The organism is Pseudomonas sp. FeN3W (assembly GCA_030263805.2).
GTDB classification, from domain to species: domain Bacteria; phylum Pseudomonadota; class Gammaproteobacteria; order Pseudomonadales; family Pseudomonadaceae; genus Stutzerimonas; species Stutzerimonas stutzeri_G.
The window spans coordinates 3,916,728-3,942,651 of sequence record CP136010.1 but is presented as its reverse complement, the minus strand read 5'-3'; the positions used below and the strand labels follow the sequence as shown (position 1 = coordinate 3,942,651).

Below are 25,924 nucleotides of genomic sequence, written 5' to 3'. Positions count from 1 at the left end.
TTTTGCCTGCCGCCGGTGGCTTGCCGACCGCCGCTGCTCTACCATCGCCCCACTTCCGACACGAGACCCGGCATGTATATCTACCGACTGGTGCTGCTCCTGGTGGTGGGGATCTATCTGTTCTCCCCAGCCATCATGGACTGGTGGATCGACCCCAACGGGGCCTGGTATCGGCCCTACGTGCTGTGGCTGATCCTCATCGTGGTGACCTTCATCCTCCAGAGCCAGCGTGATGCAGACGAGCTTTAGCCTGAGCCAGCTGATCCTGATCAGCGTCGCCTACCTGATCATGCTGTTCGGCGTGGCCTGGGTCAGCGAGCGCGGATTGATTCCGCGCTGGGTGATCCGCCACCCGTTGACCTACACATTGTCGCTGGGCGTCTACGCCAGCGCCTGGGCCTTCTACGGCACGGTTGGCCTGGCCTACCAGTACGGTTACGGCTTCCTCGCCACCTACCTGGGGGTCTGCGGCGCGTTCCTGCTGGCACCGGTACTGCTCTACCCGATCCTGCGCATTACCCGCACCTATCAGCTGTCATCGCTGGCCGATTTGGTCGCGTTCCGCTTTCGCAGCACCTGGAGCGGCGCGCTAACCACCATCGTCATGCTGATCGGCATGCTGCCGCTGTTGGCCCTGCAGATTCAGGCGGTGGCCGACGCCATCGGCATTCTCACTCTGGAACCCCTACAGGAGCGCGTGGCGCTGGGCTACTGCCTGATGATCATGCTCTTCACCATCCTCTTCGGCGCACGCCACATCGCCACGCGCGAGAAGCACGAAGGTCTGGTGTTCGCCATCGCCTTCGAATCCATCGTCAAGCTGGTGACCTTCGGTGCCATCGGCCTCTATGCCCTTTATGTGGTGTTCGGCGGCCCGCATCAGCTGGAGATCTGGCTGCTGCAGAACCAGTCGGCGCTGCAGGCACTGCACACTCCCTTGCAGGAAGGGCCCTGGCGCACACTGCTGCTGGTGTTCTTCGCCTCGGCCATCGTGATGCCGCACATGTATCACATGACCTTCACCGAGAATCTCGATCCTCGCGGCCTGGTGAGCGCCAGCTGGGGCCTGCCGCTCTATCTGCTGCTGATGAGCCTGGCCGTGCCGCTGATCCTCTGGGCCGGACTGAAGCTGGGGGTCAGCACCAACCCCGAGTACTTCACCCTGGGCCTGGGCATCGCCGCCCAGAGCGAAACGCTGGCGCTGCTGGCCTTCGTTGGCGGTCTCTCGGCCTCCAGCGGGCTGATCATCGTCAGCACCCTGGCGCTGTCGGGCATGGCGCTCAACCACCTGGTGCTGCCGCTGTATCAGCCGTCCAGCGAAGGCAATATCTACCGCTGGCTGAAGTGGACACGGCGCAGTCTGATCTTCGCGATCATCATGGCCGGCTACGGCTTCTACCTGTTGCTCGGCGCCGAACAGGACCTGTCCAACCTGGGCATCGTCGCCTTCGTCGCCACCCTGCAGTTCCTGCCCGGCGTGCTGTCCGTGCTCTACTGGCCGACCGCCAATCGCCGCGGCTACATCGCCGGCCTGCTGGCCGGCATCGGCGTCTGGGTGGTGACCATGCTGTTACCGCTGGTGGGCAACCTGGACGGCTTCTACATCCCACTGCTCAACGTCGTCTACGTGCTGGACGACACCAGCTGGCACCTGGCGGCAATCGCCTCACTGGCGGTCAACGTGCTGGCGTTCTCGCTGTTCTCGATCTTCAGCGAAACCAGCCCCGAGGAGCAGAGCGCTGCCGAAGCCTGCGCGGTGGAGAACGTGCGCCGCCCGCAACGGCGCGAATTGATCGCCGCCTCGCCGCAGGAATTCGCCACCCAGCTGGCCAAGCCACTGGGTGCCAAGACCGCGCAACGGGAAGTGGAACAGGCCCTGCGCGATCTGCAGCTACCCTTCGACGAACATCGCCCCTACGCGCTGCGCCGCCTGCGCGACCGTATCGAAGCCAACCTCTCCGGCCTGATGGGCCCCAGCGTGGCCCAGGACATCGTCGAGAATTTCCTGGCCTACAAGAACGGCGCCGATGGCTACATCACCGAGGACATCCACTTCATCGAAAGCCGGCTGGAGGAATATCACTCGCGCCTGACCGGCCTCGCCGCGGAACTGGACGCCCTGCGCCGCTATCACCGCCAGACCTTGCAGGAGCTGCCAATGGGCGTCTGCTCGTTGGCCAAGGATCAGGAAATCCTCATGTGGAACCGCGCGCTCGAGGAGCTCACCGAGATCCCCGCGCTGCAAGTCGTCGGCTCGCGCCTGTCGACCATCGCCGAACCCTGGCGCAGCCTGCTGAGCGACTTCATCGAGCAGGCCGACGAACACCTGCACAAGCAGCGTCTGGCACACAACGGTCATCGCCGCTGCCTCAATCTGCACAAGGCGGCGATCGCCGAGCCGCTGGCACCAGGCAACAGCGGCCTGGTGCTGCTGGTCGAGGACCTGACCGAAACCCAGCAACTCGAAGACCGCCTGGTGCACTCCGAGCGCCTGGCCAGCATCGGCCGCCTGGCCGCCGGTGTGGCGCACGAGATCGGCAACCCGATCACCGGCATCGCCTGCCTGGCGCAGAACCTGCGCGATGAGCGCGAAGGCGACGGGGAGATCGTCGAGATCAGCGGCCAGATCATCGAGCAGACCAAACGCGTATCGCGCATCGTGCAATCGTTGATGAGCTTCGCCCATGCCGGCGAGCGGCAGCACCAGCTCTATCCGGTGAGCCTGGCGCAGGTGACACAGGACGCCATCGGCCTGCTCTCACTCAACCGCAATCGCACCGAGGTGCAGTTCATTAACATCTGCGATCCCATGCATTTCGCCGAGGGTGATCCACAGCGCCTCGCCCAAGTGCTGATCAACCTGCTGTCCAATGCCCGCGACGCGTCGCCGCAAGGCGGGGTGATCCGCATCAGCAGCGAAGTTGCCGAGCAGACGGTGTACCTGACGGTGGAAGACGAGGGCAGCGGCATTCCGAAGGACATCCAGGACCGGCTGTTCGAGCCATTCTTCACCACCAAGGACCCTGGCGAAGGTACTGGCCTGGGCCTCGCGCTGGTCTATTCGATCATTGAAGAGCATTATGGCCAGATCGATATCGACAGCCCGGCCGACCCGGAAACACAGCGCGGCACCCGTTTTCGCATCACCCTGCCGCGGCATGTCGAAGCGTCCCATGCCGTAAGTTGAAGAGGCGACTGCCGTACCGGCCCTTTGCCGGTTATGCCTCCAGACCGTCGAGAGAGTACTGATGTCACACATTCTGATCGTCGAAGACGAAACCATCATCCGCTCCGCGCTGCGACGCCTCCTCGAGCGTAACCAGTACGAGGTCAGCGAAGCCGGCTCGGTGCAGGAAGCACAGGAGCGCTACAGCATCCCGGGTTTCGACCTCATCGTCAGCGACCTGAGACTTCCCGGCGCGCCCGGCACCGAGCTGATCAAGCTCGCCGAAGGTACGCCGGTGCTGATCATGACCAGCTACGCCAGCCTGCGCTCGGCCGTGGACTCGATGAAGATGGGCGCGGTCGACTACATCGCCAAGCCGTTCGACCATGACGAGATGCTGCAGACCGTGGCACGCATCCTCACCGACCATCAGCACAACGCCGCGGCACAGGCGCAGCCCTCACGTGGCGCGAGCGCCGCCTCAGCGGCAAGCGACCGCGAAGACATCGGCATCATCGGCCACTGCGCGCCCATGCAGGACCTGTTCGGCAAGATCCGCAAGGTCGCGCCGACCGATTCCAACGTGCTGATCCAGGGCGAATCGGGCACCGGCAAGGAGCTGGTCGCCCGCGCGCTGCATAACCTCTCGCGCCGTGCCAAGGCGCCGATGATTTCCGTCAACTGCGCGGCCATCCCGGAAACACTGATCGAATCCGAATTGTTCGGCCACGAGAAAGGCGCCTTTACCGGCGCCAGCGCCGGGCGCGCCGGCCTGGTCGAAGCTGCCGACGGCGGCACGCTGTTCCTCGACGAGATCGGCGAGCTGCCCCTCGAAGCTCAGGCGCGCCTGCTCAGGGTGTTGCAGGAAGGCGAAATCCGCCGGGTCGGTTCGGTACAGTCACAGAAGGTCGACGTACGCCTGATCGCCGCCACCCACCGCGACCTGAAAACCCTGGCCAAGACCGGCCAATTCCGTGAAGACCTCTATTACCGCCTGCACGTCATCGCGCTCAAGCTGCCGCCGCTGCGCGAGCGGGGCGGTGACGTGCTGGAGATCGCCAAGGCGTTCCTGGCGCGCCAGGGCGAACGCATGAGCAGCGACGACCTGCATTTTTCCCGCGATGCCGAGCAGGCGATCCGTCATTACTCCTGGCCGGGCAACGTTCGTGAGCTGGAAAACGCGATCGAGCGCGCAGCCATTCTCAGCGAAAGCCCGGAGATCGATGCCGAGCTGCTGGGTATCGATATCGAGTTGGATGAGCTGGACGATGATTTCGACGAACCCCTTGGCACCATTCGCGGCATCGCCACCGGCAACGAGCCGACCGAGGATCTGTCGCTGGAGGATTACTTCCAGCACTTCGTGCTCGAGCATCAGGATCACATGACCGAGACCGAGCTGGCTCGCAAGCTGGGCATCAGCCGTAAGTGTCTGTGGGAACGCCGCCAGCGCCTGGGCATCCCGCGGCGCAAGTCGAGTAGCGCGGCCGGGTAATCTGTTACCACTCGCCATGACTCGTAACAAAAACCGGGAGCAACGGTAACGCTGCCCCGGTTTTTTATTGCCCGACGCAGGCCTGAAAATCAATAAGCCATTGATAAATAAGGAATTTCAAAAGCTGGCACGGCAACTGCTTACTTACAGGCCACAACAACAATAACAAGCAGATCCCACAATAAGAACAAGACGTAACGGCTCCAGCAAAATAACGACAAGAAGGCGGAGGCGCAGCTAACTGATTCTTTTGGAGAGGACTTGCCACGGGGTTCGCCCCACGACCAGGCCGAGAACAACAAAAACTGCATCAGCAGGGCCCGCACTGGTTGGATCGAAGATCAAGGCAAAGTCAGCGACCAAAGAAATCCGTTTGCTATTAGCTCCCAATGTGGAGTGCTTCTGACGGCCACGGCCCGATGGAACAGGCGAACAACAAGAACAGCAACGCCTGAGCGACTAATAACAATAAAGCACGCAACAGTATTAAAAGGGGAGCTTCGGCTCCCCTTTGTGCTATCCGGGGGTTTACCCATTTTCCTTCACAGCAGTCTTACGCCTTGCGCTCGGCAAGCGTCGCTGCCGTGCGGCCTCCTCCCTGTGCCAAGCACTGCCCGCGTGACGCGGCGCACGATGCTTTTTGACACCTCCCCGCGCATCGTTCAACATCCAGCACTCTCGGTGCTAGAATCCGCGCAGGTTTCGCGGCCATTCGCGACACCGGCCCGTCTTTCGCCACACAGTTGCCCCCCATGCTGAAAAAGCTGTTCCAGTCTTTTCGTCTTCCTCTGCGCCGCATCCCGCATCCCCGCCGCACACCTGAAATCCTGTCCAGCCGGCAGCATTCCCTGAATCGAAACGAGATCAGTCGTTACGCGGTGAGCGTGGTCGAACGCCTGCAGCAGGCGGGTTACGAGGCCTATGTGGTCGGCGGCTGCGTGCGCGATCTGCTGCTGCAGCTGAACCCCAAGGATTACGACGTCGCGACCAGTGCGACCCCCGAACAGGTCCGCGCCGAATTCCGCAACGCACGGGTGATCGGTCGGCGTTTCAAACTGGTGCATGTGCATTTCGGGCGAGAGATCATCGAGGTCGCCACCTTCCGCGCCAACCATCCGGAAGAGGATGACGACGACGCCAGCCACCTCGCTTCGCGCAACGAGAGCGGCCGCATCCTGCGCGACAACGTCTACGGCACTCTCGAAGACGACGCCCAGCGCCGCGACTTCACCATCAACGCGCTGTACTACGACCCGGCCACCGAGCGCATTCTCGATCACACCCACGGCGTGCATGACATCCGCAACCGCCTGGTCCGCCTGATCGGCGATCCCGAGCAACGCTATCAGGAAGACCCGGTGCGCATGCTGCGCGCCGTGCGTTTCGCCGCCAAGCTCGACTTCGAGATCGAACGGCACAGCGCCGAACCCATCGTCGACCTCGCCGAGCTGCTCGACGGCATTCCCTCGGCACGCCTGTTCGACGAAGTGCTCAAGCTGTTCCTCGGCGGCAAGGCCGAGCGCACCTTCGAGTTGCTGCTCGAATACGATCTCTTCGCCCCGCTATTCCCGGCGAGCGCCGCCGCACTCGAGCGCAACCCCGAGTACGCCGGCACGCTGATCCGCAACGCCCTGGCCAACACCGACCTGCGCATCGCCCAGGGCAAGCCGGTGACGCCGGCGTTCCTCTTCGCCGCGCTGCTCTGGCCAGCCCTGCCCGCCCGTGTACTGGAGCTGCAGGACCGTGGCATGCCGCCGATCCCGGCGATGCAGGAAGCGGCGCACGACATCATCTGGGAGCAGTGCCAGCGCACCGCGATTCCGAAACGCTTCACCATTCCCATGCGCGAGATCTGGGACATGCAGGAACGCCTGCCGCGTCGGCAGGGTCGCCGCGCCGATCAACTGCTGGAAAATCCGCGCTTCCGTGCCGGCTACGATTTCCTTCTGCTACGCGAGAGCGCCGGAGAGAAAACCAACGGCCTCGGCGACTGGTGGACCGCATATCAGGACGCCAGCGACAGCGAACGTCGCAACATGATTCGCGGCCTCAGCAACAAGGAAGAAGCCGGCGGAGCGAAGAAGCGTCGCCGCGGGGGGCGCCGCCGCCGTGGTCCGGGCGACAACGCCGGCAACCCGGCCGAGTAACATGGAACGCGCCTACATCGGCCTGGGCAGCAACCTGGCCGATCCGCAACAGCAGCTGCGCGGTGCCCTGCAGGCACTGGCAGAGTTGCCACAGAGCAATCTCGCAGCGGTATCGTCGCTCTATGCCAGCGACCCACTCGGACCGGCCGACCAACCACGTTACGTCAACGCGGTTGCCGCACTGGACACCAGTCTCGCGCCGCTCGATCTGCTCGACGCCCTGCAACGCATCGAACTGGCCCAGGGCCGCGAGCGCAAGGCCGAGCGCTGGGGCCCGCGTACACTGGATCTGGACATCCTGCTGTTCGGTGATCGCCTGATCGCCGAGCCCCGCCTGCAGGTTCCGCACTACCACCTGCAAGCCCGCGCGTTCGTGCTCTACCCGCTCGCCGAAATCGCCCCGGCGGAGTTGCTGCTGGCCGATGGCCGCCGACTCGTCGACCTGCTCGCCGCCTGCCCCTTCAGCGGCCTCGAACGGCTTGGCAATGACGGTGTCACCGCCGCGGTAACGAACGTAACGCGCGGGTAACACTCACGATTGACTTACTCTGTCGCCGCCGGGACTATAAGCGCCCTCTGCCATCCGCGGCCCCCACGCACCCAACCGGTGCGCCGCGCGGCAACCCTGACCTCCGAGGCTCGAAGAGGACGGCATTCATGCCAGACGTAACCCTGACCACGCTGCAAGGGCTCAAGCAGAAAGGCGAGAAGATCGTCATGCTCACCTGCTATGACGCCACCTTCGCCAAGACCGCCTGCGACGCGGGCGTCGAGATGCTACTGATCGGCGATTCACTCGGCATGGTTCTGCAAGGTCACGACAGCACCCTGCCGGTTACCGTTGCCGACATGGCCTATCACACCGCCAGCGTCAAGCGCGGTAATCGTGGGGCGATGATCGTCGCCGACCTGCCGTTCATGGCCAACGCCACCACCGAGCAGACCCTGAGCAATTCAGCCGTGCTGATGCAGGCTGGCGCGCACATGATCAAGCTGGAGGGCACCGCCTGGCTGGCCGATTCGATCCGCCTGCTGGCCGAACGCGGCATTCCGGTCTGCGCGCACATGGGCCTGACGCCGCAGGCGGTGAACATCTTCGGCGGCTACAAGGTACAAGGCCGCGAGCAAGCCCAGGCACAACAGATGCTGGAAGACGCCAAGGCACTGGAAACCGCTGGCGCCGCCATGCTGCTGCTCGAATGCGTTCCCAGCGAACTGGCTGCACGCATCACCCGGGCGGTGCAGATTCCGGTGATCGGCATCGGCGCCGGCAGCGACACGGACGGCCAGGTGCTGGTGTTGCACGATATGCTCGGGCTCTCGCTCGGTGGTCGCGTACCGAAGTTCGTCAAGAACTTCATGCGCGAGCATGGCGATATCCCATCCGCCATCGCCGGCTACGTGAAAGCCGTGAAGGCCACCGAATTCCCCGCAGCCGAACACGGTTTCTCCGCATGAACATCGTCAAGACCATTGCCGACCTGCGTGCCGCGGTGTCCCGTGCCCGCGGGGAAGGCAAGCGCATCGGCTTCGTGCCGACCATGGGCAACCTGCACGCCGGTCACATCGCGCTGGTGAAGAAGGCCGGCCAGCGCGCCGACTTCGTGGTCGCCAGCATCTTCGTCAATCCGCTACAGTTCGGCCCCAACGAAGACCTGGACAACTACCCGCGCACGCTCGCCGCGGATCAGGACAAGCTGTTCGAAGCCGGCTGCCACCTGCTCTTCGCGCCGAGCGTCGAAGAGATGTACCCGCACGGCCAGGCCCAGCAGACCATCGTTCGCGTGCCCGGCGTTTCCGAAGGCCTCTGCGGTGGCAGCCGCCCAGGGCATTTCGACGGTGTTTCCACCGTGGTCAACAAGCTGTTCAATATGGTGCTGCCGGACCTCGCCGTATTCGGCCAGAAAGACTTCCAGCAGCTGGCGGTGATCCGCACCATGGTCCGCGATCTGAACATGCCGGTGCAGATCCTCTCGGAGCCGATCGTTCGCGCCGCCGATGGTCTGGCGCTGTCTTCGCGCAACGGCTATCTGAGCGCCGACGAACGCGCCACGGCGCCAGCGCTGTACCGCACCCTGAGTCAGCTGGACGTGGCGATCCGGGGCGGTCGCCGCGACTACCCGACGCTGATCGCCGAAGGCCTGAGCGCTCTGCAGGCCGCCGGCCTGCGCCCGGACTATCTGGAGATCCGCAACGCGATCGATCTGCAGCCAGTCAGCGAGCGCTCCACCGAGCTGGTCATCCTCGCCGCCGCCTACCTGGGCAAGACGCGGCTGATCGACAACCTGCTGGTGGACATCCACACATCGGCCTGATCCCAGCCAATTGCCCGCAGCCTTGATCACGTTCGAGGCTTAGGGCACACTCTGCGCCGCTTGCGCACCCGGAGGACCCCGCTATGCACGCCATCATGCTCAAGGCCAAACTGCACCGCGCCCAGGTAACTCACTCGGTGCTCGATTACGAAGGTTCCTGCGCCATCGACGGCGATTGGCTGGACCTGGCCGGCATCCGTGAATACGAACAGATCCAGATCTACAACGTCGACAATGGCGAGCGCTTCACCACCTACGCCATCCGCGGCGAAGAAGGCTCGAAGATCATCTCGGTCAACGGTGCCGCTGCTCACAAGGCTGGTGTCGGTCATCGCCTGATCATCTGTGCCTACGCTCACTACAGCGAGGCCGAACTGGCCAGTTTCAAACCGCATGTGCTGTACATGGGTGCCGACGGCGAGCTGAGCCATACCAGCAACGCCATCCCGGTACAGGTCGCCTGACTCACCGTTCAGGCGCTGTCGAACGGAAGCCCGAAGTGTTCTGCACTTCGGGCTTTTTCATTTGAACATGGCGCACACTCGATAGGTGAACGAGCGAAAGCACGGGCCCGGGCAGAATAGAAGGCAATGGCCCGGAACAGAGTGGGGGTTTCCCCTGTCTGAGCTGACTCTGATGGCATAGGATGTGCCTTCACCGGCTCGGTGAAAGCCGGGTTCGGCCAGCATCCGCAGCATTCAGGAGGAGTGCCGGCGCGCCCGCACGGTCATACACATTACTGAATCCCATCGTGACCAACGCGCGCCTGCGCGTGCGACAGCAGGGATTCAGCGGCCTGTCAAAGCAAAGGAAGCCGCATCACCATGAGCTACTACCAGCATCCGCTCGATGTCACCGGCCTGCCATCCTGGAAGGCCCTGGAAGAACACCGCCTGGCCATGCAGAACTTCAGCATGCGCGAAGCATTCAAGGCCGACCCGACGCGCTTCGATGACCTGTCGGTTTCCTGTAGCGGCCTGTTTCTCGATTACTCGAAGAACCTCATCACCCCCGAAACCCGCACCTTGCTGGTGAATCTGGCCCGTGAGGCCGGGGTCGAGCAAGCCGCGCACGCCATGTTCGAAGGCGAACGCATCAACGCCTCGGAAAACCGCCCCGTGCTGCACACCGCCCTGCGCCGCCCGATGGGCGACTCGGTGATGGTCGACGGCAAGAACATCATGCGTGACGTGCACACTGCGCTGGCGCAGATGACCGACATCGTCACCCGCATCCACAACAACCTGTGGCGCGGCTTCAGCGACAAGACCATCACCGACGTGGTGAACATCGGCATCGGCGGCTCGTTCCTCGGCCCGCAGCTGGTATCCGAGGCACTGCTACCGTTCACCCAGCACGGCGTGCGCACACACTATCTGGCGAACATCGACGGCAGCGAATTCCGCGAAGTGACTGCCAAGCTGAATGTCGAAACCACGCTGTTCATCATTTCCAGCAAGACGTTCGGCACTCTCGAGACGCTGAAGAACGCCCAGGCCGCGCGCACCTGGTATCTGGGCAAGGGCGGCACCGAAGAGAAGCTCTACCGCCACTTCATCGCCGTCACCAGCAACAAGCAGGCGGCGGTCGAATTCGGTATCCGCGAAAAGAACATCTTCCCTATGTGGGACTGGGTCGGCGGTCGCTATTCGCTGTGGTCGGCGATCGGCTTGCCCATCGCCCTGGCGATCGGCATGTCCAACTTCAAGGATTTGCTGTCCGGCGCCTACAGCATGGACCAGCATTTCCTCAGCGAGCCGTTCGAAAGCAACATGCCGGTGCTGCTGGCGATGCTCGGCGTCTGGTACCACAACTTCTGGGGCGCGCAGAGCTACGCGTTCCTGCCCTACGACCACTACCTGCGCAACTTCGTCAAACACCTGCAGCAGATGGACATGGAGTCCAACGGCAAGAGCGTGCGCCAGGACGGCACACCGGTGTCCTGCACCACCGGCCCGGTGATCTGGGGCGGTGTCGGCTGCAACGGCCAGCACGCCTACCACCAGTTGCTGCACCAGGGCACGCCGTTGATCCCGGCCGACTTCATCGTCCCCGTGGTCAGCCACAACCCGGTCGCCGACCACCATGAGTGGCTCTACGCCAACTGCCTGTCGCAAAGCCAGGCCCTGATGCGCGGCAAGACGCGCGAAGAAGCCGAGGCCGAGCTGCGCGCCAAGGGCCTGGACGAAGCCGAGGTTCAGCGTCTCGCCCCGCACAAGGTGATTCCCGGCAATCGCCCGAGCAACACCGTGGTGATGGAAACCATCAGCCCCGGCCGCCTCGGCGCACTGATCGCACTGTACGAGCACAAGGTGTTCGTCCAAGGCGTGATCTGGGGGATCAACTCGTTCGACCAGTGGGGTGTGGAGCTCGGCAAGGATCTGGGCAAGGCCGTCTACAATCAGATGACCCGCTTCGATGCTGCGCCGGCCGAAGATGCTTCGACCCAAGGCCTGATCGACTTCTTCCGCGGCCGTCACCGCGGCTGATAGCGCCTCTCGACCGGACAGTGCACCGCTGCTGTCCGGTCTCTCCTCCTTCCCCCGTTTCCGCCGCCAATTGGCGAGCCCTCTGCGCCTGTTCAGGTAACATCGCCACTTGCCAAGCCAACAGCGCGGTCGCCATGGAATTCATTCGCCGTCATATCGAAACCCGCGTGCTCAGCCTTACCGGCCTGGCGATCGGCGGTGTCGACTACGAGAACCCGCCGGGCGATCCCGGTCTGTTCGGGCCTGAGTCAGTGTGCTGGCGCGTGCATGGCGATTTCACCTCGATGATGGTCGGCGGAATCTCCGCACTGCTATTGCAGGCGTTGCACCCATTGGCACTGTCCGGCGTTTGGGATCACTCGAATTTTCGCGAGGACCTGCTTGGCCGGCTGCGGCGCACCGGGCAGTTCATCTCCGCCACTACCTTCGGCAGCCATGCCGATGCCGACCGGCTGATCGAGCGGGTCAAGCGGATTCACGCGGGCGTATCCGGTACGGCACCGGATGGTCGTCCCTACGCCGCATCCGATCCCGACCTGCTGACCTGGGTGCATGTCGCCGAGGTCAGCAGCTTTCTCAAGTCACACCTTCGCTATCTCAATCCGGCTCTATCTGCTGTCGAGCAGGATCGCTATTACGCCGAGGTCGCACTGATCGCCGAGCGACTCGGCGCCCGCGACGTACCCCGTTCGCGCGCGCAGATCGAGGCTTATCTCGAGCACACCCGCCCACAGCTCCGGAGCGACGAGCGGGCGCTGGAAATCCTGCAGATACTGCGTACCGCCCCGGCGCCCAGCCCGCTGCTCAGGCCCTTCGGAACGCTGATGCTGCATGCAGGGGTCGAGCTCTTGCCGGAATGGGCTCCAGAGATGTTTGGCCTGACACTGAGCGCAAGCCGACGCCAGCTGATCCGAATCGGCGTGCGCAGCACCGCACCGGTATTGCGTTGGGCCGTGCGCAGCGGCTCGGTGCACCGCGCGCGCCGACGCATGGGCCTGCCGCCACGCTAGCGCCAGGCACTCAGCACCGCGATTCTTGATAGACTGCGCACCCTTCTATTCGAGTCGCCGCGCATGTCATCTCTCGTCCAGGCGCTGCGCGCCGCCTTCGATAGCCGCCGACCACTGCTCGACGAATTGCAGCAACAAGGCACCGATTGCTACCGACTGTTTCATGGCAGCCAGGAAGGCGCTGCCGGGCTGACGGTCGATCGCTACGGCCCGCAGCTGATGGTGCAAAGCTTCCATCAAGCGCTCGACGCGCAAGGGCTGCAAAGCATCCATGACGAAGCCAGCGGCTTTCTCGGACAATCGCTGCAGCTCATCTACAACGATCGCTCGCAGAGCAACTCGCGGATCGACCGCAGCAGCCAGGCGCATCAGCCGGAGGTCGCGGCGCTGGAAGATCAGGTCGCCCACGAGTGGGGCCTGCGCTATCGCGTGCGTGGTCGCCACAGCGGGCAGGACCCGCTGCTGTTTCTCGACCTGCGCAACGCCCGCGGCTGGATCAAGCAACACAGCACCGGCAAGTCGGTGCTCAATCTGTTTTCCTACACCTGCGGCGTCGGCCTGTGCGCTGCCGCAGGTGGGGCGGCGGAAGTCTGGAATGTCGATTTCGCCGAGCGCAACCTGGCGGCGGGCCGGGAGAACGGCGAGCTTAACCCTTCCCTGCCGTCGATGCAGTTCGTGCATTCCGACTACTTCCCCGCGATCCGCCAACTGGCCGGCCTGCCGGTCAGCGCCCGTCGCGGGCGGGTTCTGCCGGACTATCCGCGCCTGGCACAACGTCAGTTCGATCTGGTAGTGCTCGATCCACCCGCCTGGGCACGCAGCGCCTTCGGCACGGTGGACCTGTTGCGCGACTATCAGAGCCTGCTCAAACCGGCGTTGCTGGCAACCGCTGAAGATGGCGTGCTGATCTGCTGCAACAACCTGGCGAAGGTATCGATGGATGAGTGGCGGCCCCTGGTGCTGCGCTGCGCCGAGAAGGCCGGCAGGCCGGTGCGCGAATGGCAGGCACTGGTACCGGCTGCCGACTTCCCTTCACGCGATGGGTTGCCCCCACTGAAGACCTTGATTCTGCGGCTGTGAGCGCATTGCCCGTATCGCTCGATTCGGGGAACCGCATACGCGTGCCATACTCCAAGGCAACCATCCGCCAGGAATACTTCCGGTCATGCCCAATGGAATGAAGCGTGCGTTCACCGGGGTGGCGCTCGTGCTGATCTGCTACAGCCTGCTTGGCTTTCTGATCCTGCCGGGTATCGCCCAGCGTATCGCCAATCAACAGCTTGCGGCCTACGCAACCGTGCCGGCCAGCCTGCAGCGTATCGAGTTCAACCCCTTCAGCCTCGAGCTCTCGCTGTTCGACCTGCGTATCGGCGAGCAGGACGATCGCCAGCTGGCTTTCGAGCGACTCTTCCTCGACCTGCAGTGGGACAGCCTCTGGCAACGCACGCTACACCTGGCGAATGTCGAGCTGATTGAGCCGCACGTCGAGGTACGCTTCGCCGAAGATGGCACGCTCGATCTCGGCCAGCTGTTCGAAGTGCCTGAATCAGAGCCCACCGCCAGCGAGAACGCTGACATCTTTCCGCTGCACATGGATCGTCTGCAACTGGCAGGCGGTCGCCTCGCCTTTCTGGACCAGCGTCCGAGCGAGCCAATTGCCCTGGTCTACGATTCACTGGATTTCGAACTGCACAATCTCGCCACCCGTAGCGACGGCAGCGCCGATGCCCGCCTAACCGCCAGCGGGCCAAGCGGTGGGCGTATCGACTGGCAGGGCGATCTCAGCCTGCAACCACTGACATCCAGCGGGCAGTTGCAGATCAGCGATCTTCAGCTCAAGGATCTGTGGCCCTACGTGCGCGACGCCGTGCCGCTGGAACTCAAGGATGGCAGCCTCGAGTTCAGCACGAACTATCGTCTGGACCTCAGCGATGACCTCGCGCTGCAGCTGGAGAATGCCAAGGCCGCACTCGGGCCATTGGCGCTCGACAGCCCCGATGGGCGCAAGCTGATTCGCATGGAGCGACTCGAACTGAGCGAAACGTCACTGGACCTCGCCAAGCAGCAGGTCAGCATTGGCAAACTGCGCAGCCACAATCTGGAAACCTGGGCGGCACGGGAAGCCGATGGAACACTCGACTGGCAGAAACTGTTCGCCTCGACCAGCGACAACAGTGATGCCGACGATTCGGCCGCGGACGATACAGCACAGGAAGCCGGCGCGCCCTGGCAGGTGTCGTTACGCGACGCTCAGCTGCGCGACTACCGGGTCCATCTCGTCGACCGCGTCCCGAACGAAGAGGTCGCGCTGGAGCTGGGGCCGCTCAATCTGAACATCCGCGAACTCGACAGCCTCGGCACCAGCCCCTTCTCCCTCGAACTGGAAACCGGCGTCGGCAAGCAAGGCGCCATCCAGGCCAACGGGCAGCTGCAGATGAGCCCCATGAGCGGCAAGCTGGCAGTGACCACGCGAGATATCGACCTGCGCATCGCTCAGGCCTATCTCAGCCCACTGGTCCATCTGGAAGTACGCAGCGGCCTGCTGGCCAGCGAACTCGAGGTCGAGCTGAAGTCCACCGAGCCGCTGGCCATCAGCGTGCGCGGCAGCGTAGACGCCACTCAGCTGCATACGCTGGATACGATCAACAATCGCGACTTCGTCAAATGGCAGCGCCTGCAACTCAACGGCCTCGACTATCAGCACCCGAGCAGGCTGGCTATCGAGCGGGTCGACCTGAGCCAGCCTTATGCCCGCTTCATCATCAACCCCGACCTGAGCACCAACATCAACGACCTGCTGGTCGAGCGCAGTGAAGCTGGGAATGGTAGCGCACAAGCGCAAGAGCCCTCCGAACCGCTGGCCATCCGTATCGGCGGCATTGCCATTACCGACGGCTCGGCGAACTTTGCCGATTTCAGCCTGCGGCCGCCTTTCGCCACCGCCATCCAGTCGCTCAACGGCGATATCGGCACCCTGGACAACCGCGAACAGAAAGCCGCCTCGGTGAATGTCGCCGGCAAGGTGGATCAATATGCGCCCGTCAGCATCAAAGGCAGCCTGACCCCGTTCGATCCGTTGCAGAGTCTCGACATCGCCACGAGCTTCCGCCAGGTCGAGCTGACCACGCTGACGCCCTACTCCGGAAAATTCGCCGGCTACCGGATCCGCAAGGGCCGCCTCAATCTGGATCTGCATTACCGAATAGAGCAGGGCCGGCTGAACGCAGAAAACAAGGTCGTTCTGGAGCAGTTGCAGCTTGGCGAAAAGGTCGACAGTCCAGACGCCGTGGATCTGCCTGTTAGGCTGGCGGTCGCGCTGCTCAAGGACAGCAAAGGCACCATCTCCATCGAATTGCCGGTGCAGGGCAACCTGAACGACCCGCAGTTCAGCGTCATGCCGATCGTCTGGCAGACGCTACGCAATCTGGTGGTTCGCGCAGCCCAGGCGCCATTCAAGTTCATAGCCGGACTGGCCGGCGGAAGCGACGCCGATCTCAGCCATGTCGGCTTCGATCCGGCCAGCAGCGAGCTGGATAGCGAGGCGCGCAAACGTCTGGACACGCTGGCCTCGGCCCTGAAGCAACGTCCGGCTCTACGCCTGGAAGTGGAAGGCATGAGCGCCGCTGCCGTCGATGGACCGTTGCTGGCCGAGCAACGCCTGCAGCAGGAGTTTCGCGAAACCCAGTATCGAATCCTGCAGCGTCGTGGCGACAAGGTGCCCGCGGACGCCAGCCAGATCCAGGTCGAAGCGGAAGACGAGGCCGCGTTGCTGGAAGGTATCTACCGCAGTCGCCTCAAGCAGCAGCCGCCAGCCGAGTGGCGCGAGTTCGACGAGCAAGAGCGCGCCGCACAGATGCGCACGGCAGTGCTCGATTCCTGGAGGGACAGCGCAACGTTACTACGGCGCCTCAGCCGCGAACGTGCCGCCGCGATAAAGGGCTATCTGGTGGACGCGGGCCTGGACTCGGAGCGCGTGTACCTGCTGGACACCGGCACGACCGAACAAGGGAGCGACGGCAAGGTCGCGACGGCAATGCACCTGGGGAGTGAATGATGATCTCGCGCAAATACGTTGCTTGTGTACTGCTGGCCGCGTTTCCCGGGGCTCACGCCGATACCCTGCGCTGCGGGAGCCAGCTCGTCACCACGGGTGATCGCACCTTCGAAGTGGAAAACAAGTGCGGTGTACCGCAGCACCGCGACCTTGTCGGCTACACGCTCAGCCGTAACGACCGCCAGGAGTTCGCGCTGGAAGAATGGGTTTATGGCCCGCGCAATGGCATGCTCAGCATCCTGACGTTCGAAGGCAACCGCCTGGTTCGCATCGAGACCCGCAGAGCCAACTGATCACCCTGGAGCCGTACCGATGGACCGTCGCGTTCCCACCACCGTTCTGCTTTGCCTGTTGCTTGGCAGCCTGCAAGCGCAGGCCTCCTCAACCTACCGCTGTAACAGCCGTCTGGTGAGCCTGGAAGCCAGCACGGCCGAGGTTCGCAGCAAATGCGGCGAGCCATCCAGCGCCGCCCTGGTCGGTTACAAGGAGGTCATTGATGACTACGGCTATCAACAGGAGGTGGCTGTCGAGGAATGGGTCTACGGGCCGAACAACGGCATGCTCCATTTCCTGCGATTCGAAGGCAATCGTCTCCGGCAGATCACCAGTGAGCGAGGAAACTAGAATGCAAAAAACCCCACTACTGTAGAGTGGGGTTTTCTGATTTCTCGTCCCGCCAACAACTGGCAGGGAAACGCTGTTACTCGGCGGCTTTCAAGCCGTCGGCAGAAACTTCACGAACGCCCTTGATGCCCTTGGCCTTGGCCACGGCAGCTTCTTTCTCGGCTTCGGTAGCTACGGTGCCGGACAGCGAGACTACACCATCCTTGGTTTCCACTTCGATGTCCATGCCGGGAGTCGCGTCTTCGACCAGTAGGGTGGATTTCACCTTGGTGGTGATCCAGGTATCGGAGGCGGTATCACTAGCATCGTCCATCGTGTTGGCGGCCAGCATGACGGTATCGGTCTTGTCGATGGCAGGCGTGGTATCGGCCAGAGCGGCACCGGCGAACGGCAGGCTAAGAGCAGCGGCAATGGCGGCGGCAGTAAGTGTCTGAGTAGTCTTCATAGATGTCACTCCTGTTCTCGTGGTTTCTGGGGCATGACTCCGGCCTCAGATGCACGGATAACAGCGCAAGCCGTGTGCCAACTTGAGATTATTTTTTTCCCCTTACTAATCAATAAGTTATGCATATCGCCAATTTACGGTTTACTTGCACATTGCAAGTTTCCTCTGACCGCTGCATGCATCTTGCAATCTCGTTCAGGGCTTTGCACAAATATCCCGACTGTCTAGTCCTGAAATAGGTTTACACCTGTTTCACCCAAATGCCCGGTGCATCGCATCGGGCGTTTGATATCTCAAAGACAGGTGCGGACGCTCGCGGTTATAGATCGCTACCGATTCACTCACCATCTTCTTCGCCTGTGCTAAATCCTGTGGTCTTTGAAGCAAAAGCTCTGTCTTCAATATCCCGTTGACCCGCTCTGCCAACGCGTTTTGATAACAGTCATAGCCGTCCGTCATAGAGCACCTGATGTCGTGTTTCGCATGCAACGCCTGGTACAGCCCCGAGCAGTACTGGCTGCCCCTGTCCGAGTGATGAATCAGCGGCTGCACGGTTTGACGTTGTCTCACTGCTCGACGCAGCGCCTGCGCTACCGACTCGGTGTGCAGGCTTTCATGGACGTGATATCCCACGATCTTTCGCGAATACGCGTCGGTTACAAGGCTCAGATAAGCCACACCTTCTTGGGTGGGCAGATAGGTAATGTCAGCCACCCAGACTTGCTCCGGGCCGCTTGGAACCACCTGATCAGGACCCGGTTTGAGCAGGTTCGGATGTCGCCGAAAGCGATGATGGCTGTCAGTCGTTTTGTGATACGCCCGCTTGCGGGCCACCAATAAACGTCTCTCGCGCAGAATGGAAAACAGGCGATCTCGGCCCACTTGCAGCCCATGCTGTGGCTGACAATGCATCAAATAATGCAGCTTTCGCGTCCCCATGCGGGGTTGCCGCAGACGTTTTTGGGTAACGAAATCAACTACTTCCTGATCCAGTACCAAACGAGCAGTGTAGGCGCGATTGCGCTTGTAGTAAGCCTGTCGGCTTATCCCCATGAACTGGCAAGCCCTGCTGATGCTCAGGTTTTGGATTCGTTTTTGCGAGAGGACTTGCCGGGACGCTTTTTTACGACAGAAAGACCGTAGTCAGTTTGCAACACATCCACGACAGCTTCGAAAAACTGCGCTTTTTGATTCGACAGAGCAAGCTGCTCTTCAAGCTCTTTGATGCGTTGCTCTGGCGTCAATGGGCGGTTTTGCTCGGGCATGATCCCCATCCTCGGCGAGCCAAGATATGCGCCTGGATTCCAGTTTTGCCGACCATGCTTGCGTAACCACGTCAGAACGGTCGTCTTGCCTTGAATCCCGTAACGCTCCTGAGCCTCTTTATAACTCAGCTCGCCTTTTTCGACCTGGTCGACAACCGACAATTTAAAAGTCATCGTGTAGTCCCGCTGGCTGCGCCTTTTTGCTGCTTCCATTACATCCTCCTGAAAATCGATCAGAAGGTGTAAACCCCATTCAGGACGGGACAGACCAAACAAAAAGGGCCCCGAAGGGCCCTTTCTGCACAACTGCCAGCTGTCAGACGCCAGAGGCTTCCGCAGCGGCTACATCTTTGATCGAAAGCTTGATGCGACCACGGTTGTCTACGTCCAACACCAGCACCTTCACTTCCTGGCCTTCCTTCAGTACATCGGTCACCTTCTCGATGCGCTGATCGCTGATCTGCGAAATGTGCACCAGACCGTCCTTGCCCGGCAGGATGTTGACGAAGGCGCCGAAGTCGACGATGCGCTCGACCTTGCCGACGTAGATCTTGCCGATCTCGGCTTCGGCAGTGATGCCCAGCACGCGCTGCTTGGCTGCCTCTGCCGCTTCCTTGGTTTCGCCGAAGATCTTGATCGAGCCATCGTCTTCGATATCGATCGAAGCCTTGGTCTCTTCGCAGATGGCGCGGATGGTGGCGCCACCCTTACCGATCACGTCGCGAATCTTGTCCTGGTCGATCTTCATCGCCAGCATGGTCGGTGCGTTGGCCGACAGCTCGCTGCGCGACTGGGCGATGACCTGATTCATCTGGCCGAGAATGTTCAGGCGCGCTTCCAGGGCCTGGCCCAGAGCGATCTCCATGATCTCTTCGGTGATGCCTTGGATCTTGATGTCCATCTGCAGCGCGGTAACGCCCTTGGCGGTACCAGCCACCTTGAAGTCCATGTCACCCAGGTGGTCTTCGTCACCGAGGATGTCGGTCAGAACGGCGAACTTCTCGCCTTCCTTGACCAGGCCCATGGCGATACCGGCTACCGGCGCCTTCATCGGCACGCCGGCATCCATCAGTGCCAGCGAGGCACCACAGACCGAGGCCATGGAGCTGGAACCGTTGGATTCGGTGATCTCGGAAACCACGCGGATGGTGTACGGGAATTCGTCGGCGCTCGGCAGCATGGCGGCAACGCCACGACGGGCCAGGCGACCGTGGCCGATCTCGCGGCGACCGGTAGCGCCCATGCGACCACACTCACCCACCGAGTACGGCGGGAAGTTGTAGTGCAGCATGAAGGGGTCTTTCTTCTCGCCTTCCAGGGTATCGAGCAGCTGCGCGTCACGGGCAGTGCCAAGAGTCGCAACGACCAGGGCCTGGGTTTCGCCACGGGTGAACAGTGCCGAACCGTGGGTCTTGTCGAGCACGCCGACTTCGATGTTCAGGCCGCGCACGGTGCGCGTGTCGCGGCCGTCGATACGCGGCTTACCGTTGACGATGTTCTCGCGAACGGTGCGGTATTCGATCTCACCGAAAGCATCCTTCACTTCGCCGGCAGACGGCTGGCCTTCTTCACCGGAGAATTTGGCAACGACCTGGTCCTTCAGCTCGCCCAGGCGCGCATAACGGTCCTGCTTGATGGTGATGGTGTAGGCCTGCGAGATGGCATCGCCGAACTCGGCACGGATGGCGTCCAGCAGCGCGGTATTGGCCAGCGGAGCGGCCCAGTCCCAACGCGGCTTGCCGGCTTCGGCGGCGAGCTCTTCGACGGCCTTGATCACGGCCTGGAACTCGTCATGGGCGAACAGCACGGCGCCCAGCATCTGGTCTTCGGTCAGCTCTTTGGCTTCCGACTCGACCATCAGTACGGCGTCCTTGGTGCCGGCCACGACCATGTCCAGACTGGAAGCCTTGAGCTGCTCGTAGTTCGGGTTCAGCAGGTAGCCGGTTTCCGGATGGAAGGCCACGCGTGCGGCGCCGATCGGGCCGTCGAACGGGATCCCGGAAACAGCCAGGGCGGCCGAAGTACCGATCATCGCAGCGATGTCCGGATCGGTCTTCTTGCTGGTGGAAACGACGGTGCAGATGACCTGCACTTCGTTCTGGAAACCTTCCGGGAACAACGGACGGATCGGACGATCGATCAGACGCGAGGTCAGGGTTTCCTTCTCGGAAGGACGCGCCTCACGCTTGAAGAAGCCACCGGGAATCTTGCCGGCTGCGTAGGTCTTCTCTTGGTAATGCACGGAGAGCGGGAAGAACCCTTTGCTCGGATCCGCGGTCTTGGCACCGACCACGGTCACCAGCACGGTGACGTCGTCATCGACGGTGACCAGCACTGCGCCGGAGGCCTGACGGGCGATACGACCCGTTTCCAGGGTTACGGTCGACTGACCGAATTGAAACTTCTTGATTACCGGATTCACGGTTTTTCCTTCTCTTTGTTGCCTTGGGGAAATTGGCAGAACGCCCGGGAGTCGGCCCGGAACGACCTGCAAGAAAGTCAAAAGCTGGAAGACCGAAGCTGATCGGGGGGATATCCCACTCTCAACTTCAGGCTTCCAGCTTCCGGCTTCCAGCGCGGGCGCGTCTTAGCGACGCAGACCCAGACGACCGATCAGGGTGCTGTAACGAGTGGTGTCCTTACCCTTCAGGTAATCCAGCAGCTTGCGGCGCTGGTTAACCATGCGGATCAGACCACGACGCGAGTGGTGATCTTTGCCGTTGGCCTTGAAGTGGTCCTGCAGCTTGTTGATGTTGGCGGTCAGCAGGGCTACCTGCACTTCCGGAGAACCGGTATCGCCTTCAGCTTGCTTGTACTCGTTAACGATCTGGGCTTTTTCTTCAACGCTCAGTGCCATGATAGGGCTCCTTGAGTGAACAGGCCGGGAATCATCCCGTGTTTAATAAAGAGAAATGACCGTGCCTGCTGACAGCCACCCTCTGACGCAACGCGCTAACGCGCTGCGTAACGGTCATTCCGACCGAATCAACCGACGTGGCGCGATGCGCCCGTCTTCGCTCACTTCACCGATGCCGATGAAGCGACCGTTGTTATCTTGCACACGCACCATGCCGTACTTGGGAGCTTCCGGCGCTCGCACCGGCTGTCCATGTAGCCAGTAATAGGCACTGTGCTCGGACAGCTGCAACAGCGGCCAGTGTTCCAGCCCGCTGTCCACCGGCTGCAAGAGCCCATCCAGTGACTCGGCGCCACCCTCGCCATGCAGCCGCTCGAGAGTCTCGAGCGTCACCGTCTGCGACAGGTCGAACGGCCCGGCCTGGGTTCGCCGCAGCTCGGCGACGTGCGCACCACAACCAAGCAACTGACCGATGTCTTCGACCAGGGTGCGGATATAGGTGCCCTTGCTGCAGGTAACGGCCAGTCGCGCCTTGTCGCCATCGAGCGATAGCAACTCCAGGCGCGCAATATTAACAGAACGCGGCTCGCGCTCCACCACCTCTCCGGCACGCGCCAGCTTGTACAACGGCTGGCCGTCTCGCTTGAGAGCCGAATACATCGGCGGCACCTGCAGGATGTCGCCACGAAACTGCGGCAACAGTGCCTCCAACTGCTCGATGGTGACCGCTACCGGCTTGCGCTCCAGGACCTCGCCTTCGGCATCGGCGGTGGTCGTGGTGACACCTAGCTGCATGACCGTCTCGTAGGCCTTGTCCGCGTCCAGCAGGTACTGCGAGAACTTGGTGGCCTCGCCGAAGCACAACGGCAGCACGCCCGTGGCGAGCGGGTCGAGACTTCCGGTATGCCCGGCCTTTTCCGCATTGAGCAACCAGCGGACCTTCTGCAGCGCCGCATTGGAGGTGAATCCTCGCGGCTTGTCGAGCAGGATGATGCCGCTGACGTTGCGGCGTACGCGCTTGACCTGTGCCACGCTTATTCTCCGCGCTCGTCGCTGTGCTTGCGATCTTCGGCCACCGCGCGTTCGATCAGCGAGCTCAACTCGACACCACGACGAATGCTGGCGTCGTAGTTGAAATGCAGTTGCGGAACAGTACGCAGCTTCATGCTCTTCCCGAGCTGCATGCGCAGGAAGCCGGCGGCGTCGTTAAGGATGCGCAGGTTGCCCTTGATTGCTTCCTGATCGTCGTCCTGCCCCATGATGGTGATGAAGATCTTCGCGTGGGACAGATCACGACTGACGTCGACAGCGGTGATGGTGACCAGACCCAGGCGCGGATCCTTGATCTCGCGCTGGATGAGCAGCGCCAGTTCGCGCTGCATCTGATCGCCAATACGCTGGGTACGACTGAATTCTTTGGCCATATAAAGCTGCCTCAAGCTTCAAGCGCTAAGCTTCAAGCGAAAAAATACCGAAAAGCCAAACGGCAAGCTCAATCGGTGGGCCAGGCCACCTCTTGAAGCTTGCCGCTTGAGGCTTACCGCTGCTCGTCAGAGCGAACGCGCCACTTCGACCTTCTCGAACACTTCGATCTTGTCGCCGACCTTGACGTCGTTGTAGCTCTTCACGCCGATACCACACTCCATGCCGGCGCGGACTTCTGCGACGTCATCCTTGAAGCGGCGCAGCGATTCCAGCTCGCCTTCGAAGATGACGACATCGTCGCGCAGCACCCGGATCGGACGATTGCGGTGCACCATGCCTTCGGTGACCATGCAACCGGCGATGGCGCCGAACTTCGGCGAGCGGAACACATCACGAACTTCGGCGATACCGAGGATATTCTCGCGAACGTCGCTGCCGAGCATACCGGTGAGCGCCTTCTTGACGTCCTCGATGATGTCGTAAATGACGTTGTAGTAGCGCATGTCCAGACCTTCGGCCTCGACGATCTTGCGCGCACCCGCATCAGCCCGGACGTTGAAGCCGAACAGCACAGCGTTGGAGGCCAGTGCGAGGTTGGCATCGGATTCGGTGATACCACCGACACCGCCGCCGACCACACGAACCTGCACTTCGTCGTTGCCCAGGCCGTTGAGAGAGCCCTGCAGTGCTTCGAGCGAGCCGCGTACGTCCGCCTTGAGCACGATGTTGAGCGTCTTCTTCTCGTCCTGCCCCATGGTCTCGAAGATGTTTTCCAGCTTGCCGGCATGAGCACGAGCCAGTTTCACTTCGCGGAACTTGCCCTGGCGGAACAACGCAACTTCACGAGCCTTCTTCTCGTCGGCAACCACCGTCAAGTCGTCACCGGCTTCCGGGGTACCGTCCAGACCGAGAATCTCGACCGGAATCGCCGGACCGGCTTCCTTCACCGGCTTGCCGTTCTCATCGAGCATGGCGCGCACGCGGCCGAAGTTGACGCCGCACAGGACCATGTCGCCCTGACGCAGGGTACCGTCCTGAACCAGCACGGTAGCGACCGGACCGCGGCCCTTGTCCAGGCGCGACTCGACCACTACACCGCGACCAGGCGCAGACGGCGTTGCCTTGAGCTCGAGGAGCTCGGCCTGCAGCAAAACGGCTTCGAGCAGTTCGTCGACGCCGGTACCCATCTTCGCGGAGACCGGAATGAACGGTGTGTCGCCGCCCCACTCTTCCGGAATCACGTCGAGCGCAGCCAGGCCGTTCTTGATGTTGTCCGGATTGGCATCCGGCTTGTCGATCTTGTTCACCGCGACCACGATCGGAACACCGGCAGCCTTGGCGTGCTGAACGGCTTCCTGGGTCTGCGGCATCACGCCGTCATCCGCTGCGACCACCAGGATCACGATATCGGTGGCCTTGGCACCACGAGCACGCATGGCGGTAAACGCCGCGTGGCCGGGGGTGTCGAGGAAGGTGACCATGCCACGCTCGGTTTCGACGTGATAGGCACCGATGTGCTGGGTGATACCGCCGGCTTCGCCGACAGCCACCTTGGCGCGACGGATGTAGTCGAGCAGCGAGGTCTTGCCATGGTCGACGTGACCCATCACGGTCACGACCGGTGCACGCGAGACCGACTCGCCTTCGAACTTCAACAATTCGGCCAGTTGCTCTTCCAGAGCGTTGTCGCTGACCAGCTTGACCTTGTGACCGAGTTCCTCGGCAACCAGCTGCGCGGTTTCCTGATCAAGCACCTGGTTGATGGTGACAGGCGAACCCATCTTGAACATGAACTTGATGACTTCGGCCGCTTTAACCGACATCTGCTGGGCCAGCTCGGCCACGGTGATGGTTTCGCCGATCGACACTTCGCGCACTACAGGTCCTGTTGGGCTCTGGAACCCATGCTGATTACGCTTCTTGAGCTTGGACTTGCCGCGGCCGCCGCGACGGAAACCATCGGCCTCGTCCTCACCGGTACGTACGGTACGCGCCAGCGGAGCCTTGGTCTTGAGCGAAGGACGATGCTGCGCATGCTTGCGATCACGACGCTCGTCGTCATCACTACGTGGCTTCTCGACACGCCGCGGCTCTTCCTTCTTACGCTCTGGCGCAGGAGCTACAGGCTCGACCGCAACCGGCGCAGGTTCGGCGCTCACCGCCGGCTCAACAGCTGCCGGCGCAGGCGCCTCGCTCTGAGGCTTGGCCGACTCGGCCTGACGGCGTGCCTCTTCTTCGGCACGCTCGCGCGCTTCCTGCTCGGCCTTCAGACGAGCAGCTTCTTCAGCCGCGCGTTGCTCCTCGGCTTCGCGACGCTGTTCAGCTTCGATTTCCTCGGCGCTGCGCTTGACGAAGGTCTTCTTCTTGCGCACTTCAACGCTGATGGTCTTGCTGCCGCCAACCTTGAGCTTGGTGGTGGTCTTGCGCTGCAAGGTGATCTTGCGCGGCTCGTCCACTTTCGCCCCGTGGCTGCTTTTCAAATGGGCCAACAGGGCCTGTTTCTCGTTATCGGTCACTACTTGCTCGGCGCTGGTGTGCGACAGTCCTGCCTCACGCATCTGCTGAAGCAGTCGCTCGACCGGTGTGGCGACCACCTGGGCCAGTTCTTTCACCGTGACTTGCGTCATGCATT

General features: G+C 62.2%; 21 protein-coding genes. 14 read left to right on the top strand and 7 right to left on the bottom strand.

Features of this window, described 5'->3' with window-relative positions:
• Positions 1–72 precede the first annotated feature (72 nt).
• The 14 genes from P5704_018570 (at position 73) to P5704_018505 (ending at position 17,300) form a co-directional block, all read left to right on the top strand.
• Positions 73–249 (top strand): hypothetical protein, encoded by a 177-nt coding sequence (locus tag P5704_018570; protein WOF78018.1) that lies wholly within the window; start codon positions 73–75, stop codon positions 247–249.
• Positions 233–3,187, top strand: coding sequence for an ATP-binding protein (locus tag P5704_018565; GenBank protein ID WOF78017.1), 2,955 nt, complete (start codon positions 233–235; stop codon positions 3,185–3,187). Before P5704_018570 ends, P5704_018565 begins: the two co-directional genes overlap by 17 nt.
• A gap of 61 nt (positions 3,188–3,248) precedes the next feature.
• Complete coding sequence (locus P5704_018560) at positions 3,249–4,661, top strand: sigma-54 dependent transcriptional regulator (GenBank protein ID WOF78016.1); 1,413 nt, start codon at positions 3,249–3,251, stop codon at positions 4,659–4,661.
• A gap of 752 nt (positions 4,662–5,413) precedes the next feature.
• Positions 5,414–6,808: a polynucleotide adenylyltransferase PcnB gene (locus tag P5704_018555; protein WOF78015.1), complete on the top strand. Its 1,395-nt coding sequence runs from the start codon at positions 5,414–5,416 to the stop codon at positions 6,806–6,808.
• A 1-nt stretch (position 6,809) separates the two neighbouring features.
• Entirely contained in the window at positions 6,810–7,337 is a 528-nt protein-coding gene (gene folK, locus P5704_018550; GenBank protein WOF78014.1) for a 2-amino-4-hydroxy-6-hydroxymethyldihydropteridine diphosphokinase, read from the top strand.
• A gap of 128 nt (positions 7,338–7,465) precedes the next feature.
• Positions 7,466–8,266, top strand: coding sequence for a 3-methyl-2-oxobutanoate hydroxymethyltransferase (gene panB, locus P5704_018545; protein WOF78013.1), 801 nt, complete (start codon positions 7,466–7,468; stop codon positions 8,264–8,266).
• Positions 8,263–9,123: a pantoate--beta-alanine ligase gene (panC, locus tag P5704_018540; GenBank protein ID WOF78012.1), complete on the top strand. Its 861-nt coding sequence runs from the start codon at positions 8,263–8,265 to the stop codon at positions 9,121–9,123. Before panB ends, panC begins: the two co-directional genes overlap by 4 nt.
• An 83-nt stretch (positions 9,124–9,206) precedes the next feature.
• Positions 9,207–9,587 (top strand): aspartate 1-decarboxylase, encoded by a 381-nt coding sequence (locus P5704_018535; GenBank protein ID WOF78011.1) that lies wholly within the window; start codon positions 9,207–9,209, stop codon positions 9,585–9,587.
• A 360-nt stretch (positions 9,588–9,947) separates the two neighbouring features.
• Positions 9,948–11,612, top strand: coding sequence for a glucose-6-phosphate isomerase (gene pgi / locus P5704_018530; protein ID WOF78010.1), 1,665 nt, complete (start codon positions 9,948–9,950; stop codon positions 11,610–11,612).
• Positions 11,613–11,746: 134 nt separating this feature from the next.
• Positions 11,747–12,622, top strand: a complete 876-nt coding sequence (locus P5704_018525; GenBank protein WOF78009.1) for an oxygenase MpaB family protein — start codon at positions 11,747–11,749, stop codon at positions 12,620–12,622.
• Between the two features lie 63 nt (positions 12,623–12,685).
• Positions 12,686–13,702 (top strand): class I SAM-dependent methyltransferase, encoded by a 1,017-nt coding sequence (locus P5704_018520; protein WOF78008.1) that lies wholly within the window; start codon positions 12,686–12,688, stop codon positions 13,700–13,702.
• 85 nt (positions 13,703–13,787) lie between these two features.
• Positions 13,788–16,676: a DUF748 domain-containing protein gene (locus tag P5704_018515; protein ID WOF78007.1), complete on the top strand. Its 2,889-nt coding sequence runs from the start codon at positions 13,788–13,790 to the stop codon at positions 16,674–16,676.
• Positions 16,676–16,969, top strand: coding sequence for a DUF2845 domain-containing protein (locus P5704_018510; GenBank protein ID WOF78006.1), 294 nt, complete (start codon positions 16,676–16,678; stop codon positions 16,967–16,969). Before P5704_018515 ends, P5704_018510 begins: the two co-directional genes overlap by 1 nt.
• 19 nt (positions 16,970–16,988) lie before the next feature.
• Positions 16,989–17,300, top strand: a complete 312-nt coding sequence (locus tag P5704_018505; protein WOF78005.1) for a DUF2845 domain-containing protein — start codon at positions 16,989–16,991, stop codon at positions 17,298–17,300.
• A gap of 76 nt (positions 17,301–17,376) precedes the next feature.
• Here the strand turns inward: P5704_018505 and P5704_018500 are convergent, their stop codons facing one another.
• The 7 genes from P5704_018500 to infB form a co-directional block, all read right to left on the bottom strand.
• Positions 17,377–17,745, bottom strand: coding sequence for a BON domain-containing protein (locus P5704_018500; protein WOF78004.1), 369 nt, complete (start codon positions 17,743–17,745; stop codon positions 17,377–17,379).
• 252 nt (positions 17,746–17,997) lie between these two features.
• A protein-coding gene (locus P5704_018495) for an IS3 family transposase (protein ID WOF78003.1) occupies positions 17,998–19,223 on the bottom strand; the annotation gives its coding sequence in 2 pieces (ribosomal slippage) (positions 17,998–18,860 and positions 18,860–19,223; 1,227 coding nt in all).
• 103 nt (positions 19,224–19,326) lie between these two features.
• Positions 19,327–21,432, bottom strand: a complete 2,106-nt coding sequence (pnp, locus tag P5704_018490; protein WOF78002.1) for a polyribonucleotide nucleotidyltransferase — start codon at positions 21,430–21,432, stop codon at positions 19,327–19,329.
• A gap of 165 nt (positions 21,433–21,597) precedes the next feature.
• Positions 21,598–21,867 (bottom strand): 30S ribosomal protein S15, encoded by a 270-nt coding sequence (gene rpsO, locus P5704_018485; GenBank protein ID WOF78001.1) that lies wholly within the window; start codon positions 21,865–21,867, stop codon positions 21,598–21,600.
• A gap of 114 nt (positions 21,868–21,981) precedes the next feature.
• On the bottom strand, positions 21,982–22,899 hold the full coding sequence (gene truB, locus P5704_018480; protein WOF78000.1) for a tRNA pseudouridine(55) synthase TruB: 918 nt from the start codon (positions 22,897–22,899) through the stop codon (positions 21,982–21,984).
• A 2-nt stretch (positions 22,900–22,901) separates the two neighbouring features.
• Entirely contained in the window at positions 22,902–23,291 is a 390-nt protein-coding gene (rbfA, locus tag P5704_018475; protein WOF77999.1) for a 30S ribosome-binding factor RbfA, read from the bottom strand.
• A 126-nt stretch (positions 23,292–23,417) separates the two neighbouring features.
• Positions 23,418–25,919, bottom strand: a complete 2,502-nt coding sequence (gene infB / locus P5704_018470; protein ID WOF77998.1) for a translation initiation factor IF-2 — start codon at positions 25,917–25,919, stop codon at positions 23,418–23,420.
• Positions 25,920–25,924 lie beyond the last annotated feature (5 nt).

Excerpts from the sequence above, each read along its gene's own strand:
- panC (WOF78012.1), top strand. The coding sequence starts at position 8,263 with ATGAACATCGTCAAGACCATTGCCGACCTGCGTGCCGCGGTGTCCCGT.
- P5704_018520 (WOF78008.1), top strand. The coding sequence starts at position 12,686 with ATGTCATCTCTCGTCCAGGCGCTGCGCGCCGCCTTCGATAGCCGCCGA.
- rbfA (WOF77999.1), bottom strand. The coding sequence starts at position 23,291 with ATGGCCAAAGAATTCAGTCGTACCCAGCGTATTGGCGATCAGATGCAG.
- P5704_018560 (WOF78016.1), top strand. The coding sequence starts at position 3,249 with ATGTCACACATTCTGATCGTCGAAGACGAAACCATCATCCGCTCCGCG.
- P5704_018525 (WOF78009.1), top strand. The coding sequence starts at position 11,747 with ATGGAATTCATTCGCCGTCATATCGAAACCCGCGTGCTCAGCCTTACC.
- P5704_018570 (WOF78018.1), top strand. The coding sequence starts at position 73 with ATGTATATCTACCGACTGGTGCTGCTCCTGGTGGTGGGGATCTATCTG.
- P5704_018555 (WOF78015.1), top strand. The coding sequence starts at position 5,414 with ATGCTGAAAAAGCTGTTCCAGTCTTTTCGTCTTCCTCTGCGCCGCATC.
- P5704_018505 (WOF78005.1), top strand. The coding sequence starts at position 16,989 with ATGGACCGTCGCGTTCCCACCACCGTTCTGCTTTGCCTGTTGCTTGGC.
- infB (WOF77998.1), bottom strand. The coding sequence starts at position 25,919 with ATGACGCAAGTCACGGTGAAAGAACTGGCCCAGGTGGTCGCCACACCG.
- pgi (WOF78010.1), top strand. The coding sequence starts at position 9,948 with ATGAGCTACTACCAGCATCCGCTCGATGTCACCGGCCTGCCATCCTGG.
- rpsO (WOF78001.1), bottom strand. The coding sequence starts at position 21,867 with ATGGCACTGAGCGTTGAAGAAAAAGCCCAGATCGTTAACGAGTACAAG.
- P5704_018565 (WOF78017.1), top strand. The coding sequence starts at position 233 with ATGCAGACGAGCTTTAGCCTGAGCCAGCTGATCCTGATCAGCGTCGCC.
- panB (WOF78013.1), top strand. The coding sequence starts at position 7,466 with ATGCCAGACGTAACCCTGACCACGCTGCAAGGGCTCAAGCAGAAAGGC.
- P5704_018510 (WOF78006.1), top strand. The coding sequence starts at position 16,676 with ATGATCTCGCGCAAATACGTTGCTTGTGTACTGCTGGCCGCGTTTCCC.
- P5704_018535 (WOF78011.1), top strand. The coding sequence starts at position 9,207 with ATGCACGCCATCATGCTCAAGGCCAAACTGCACCGCGCCCAGGTAACT.
- folK (WOF78014.1), top strand. The coding sequence starts at position 6,810 with ATGGAACGCGCCTACATCGGCCTGGGCAGCAACCTGGCCGATCCGCAA.
- P5704_018515 (WOF78007.1), top strand. The coding sequence starts at position 13,788 with ATGCCCAATGGAATGAAGCGTGCGTTCACCGGGGTGGCGCTCGTGCTG.
- P5704_018500 (WOF78004.1), bottom strand. The coding sequence starts at position 17,745 with ATGAAGACTACTCAGACACTTACTGCCGCCGCCATTGCCGCTGCTCTT.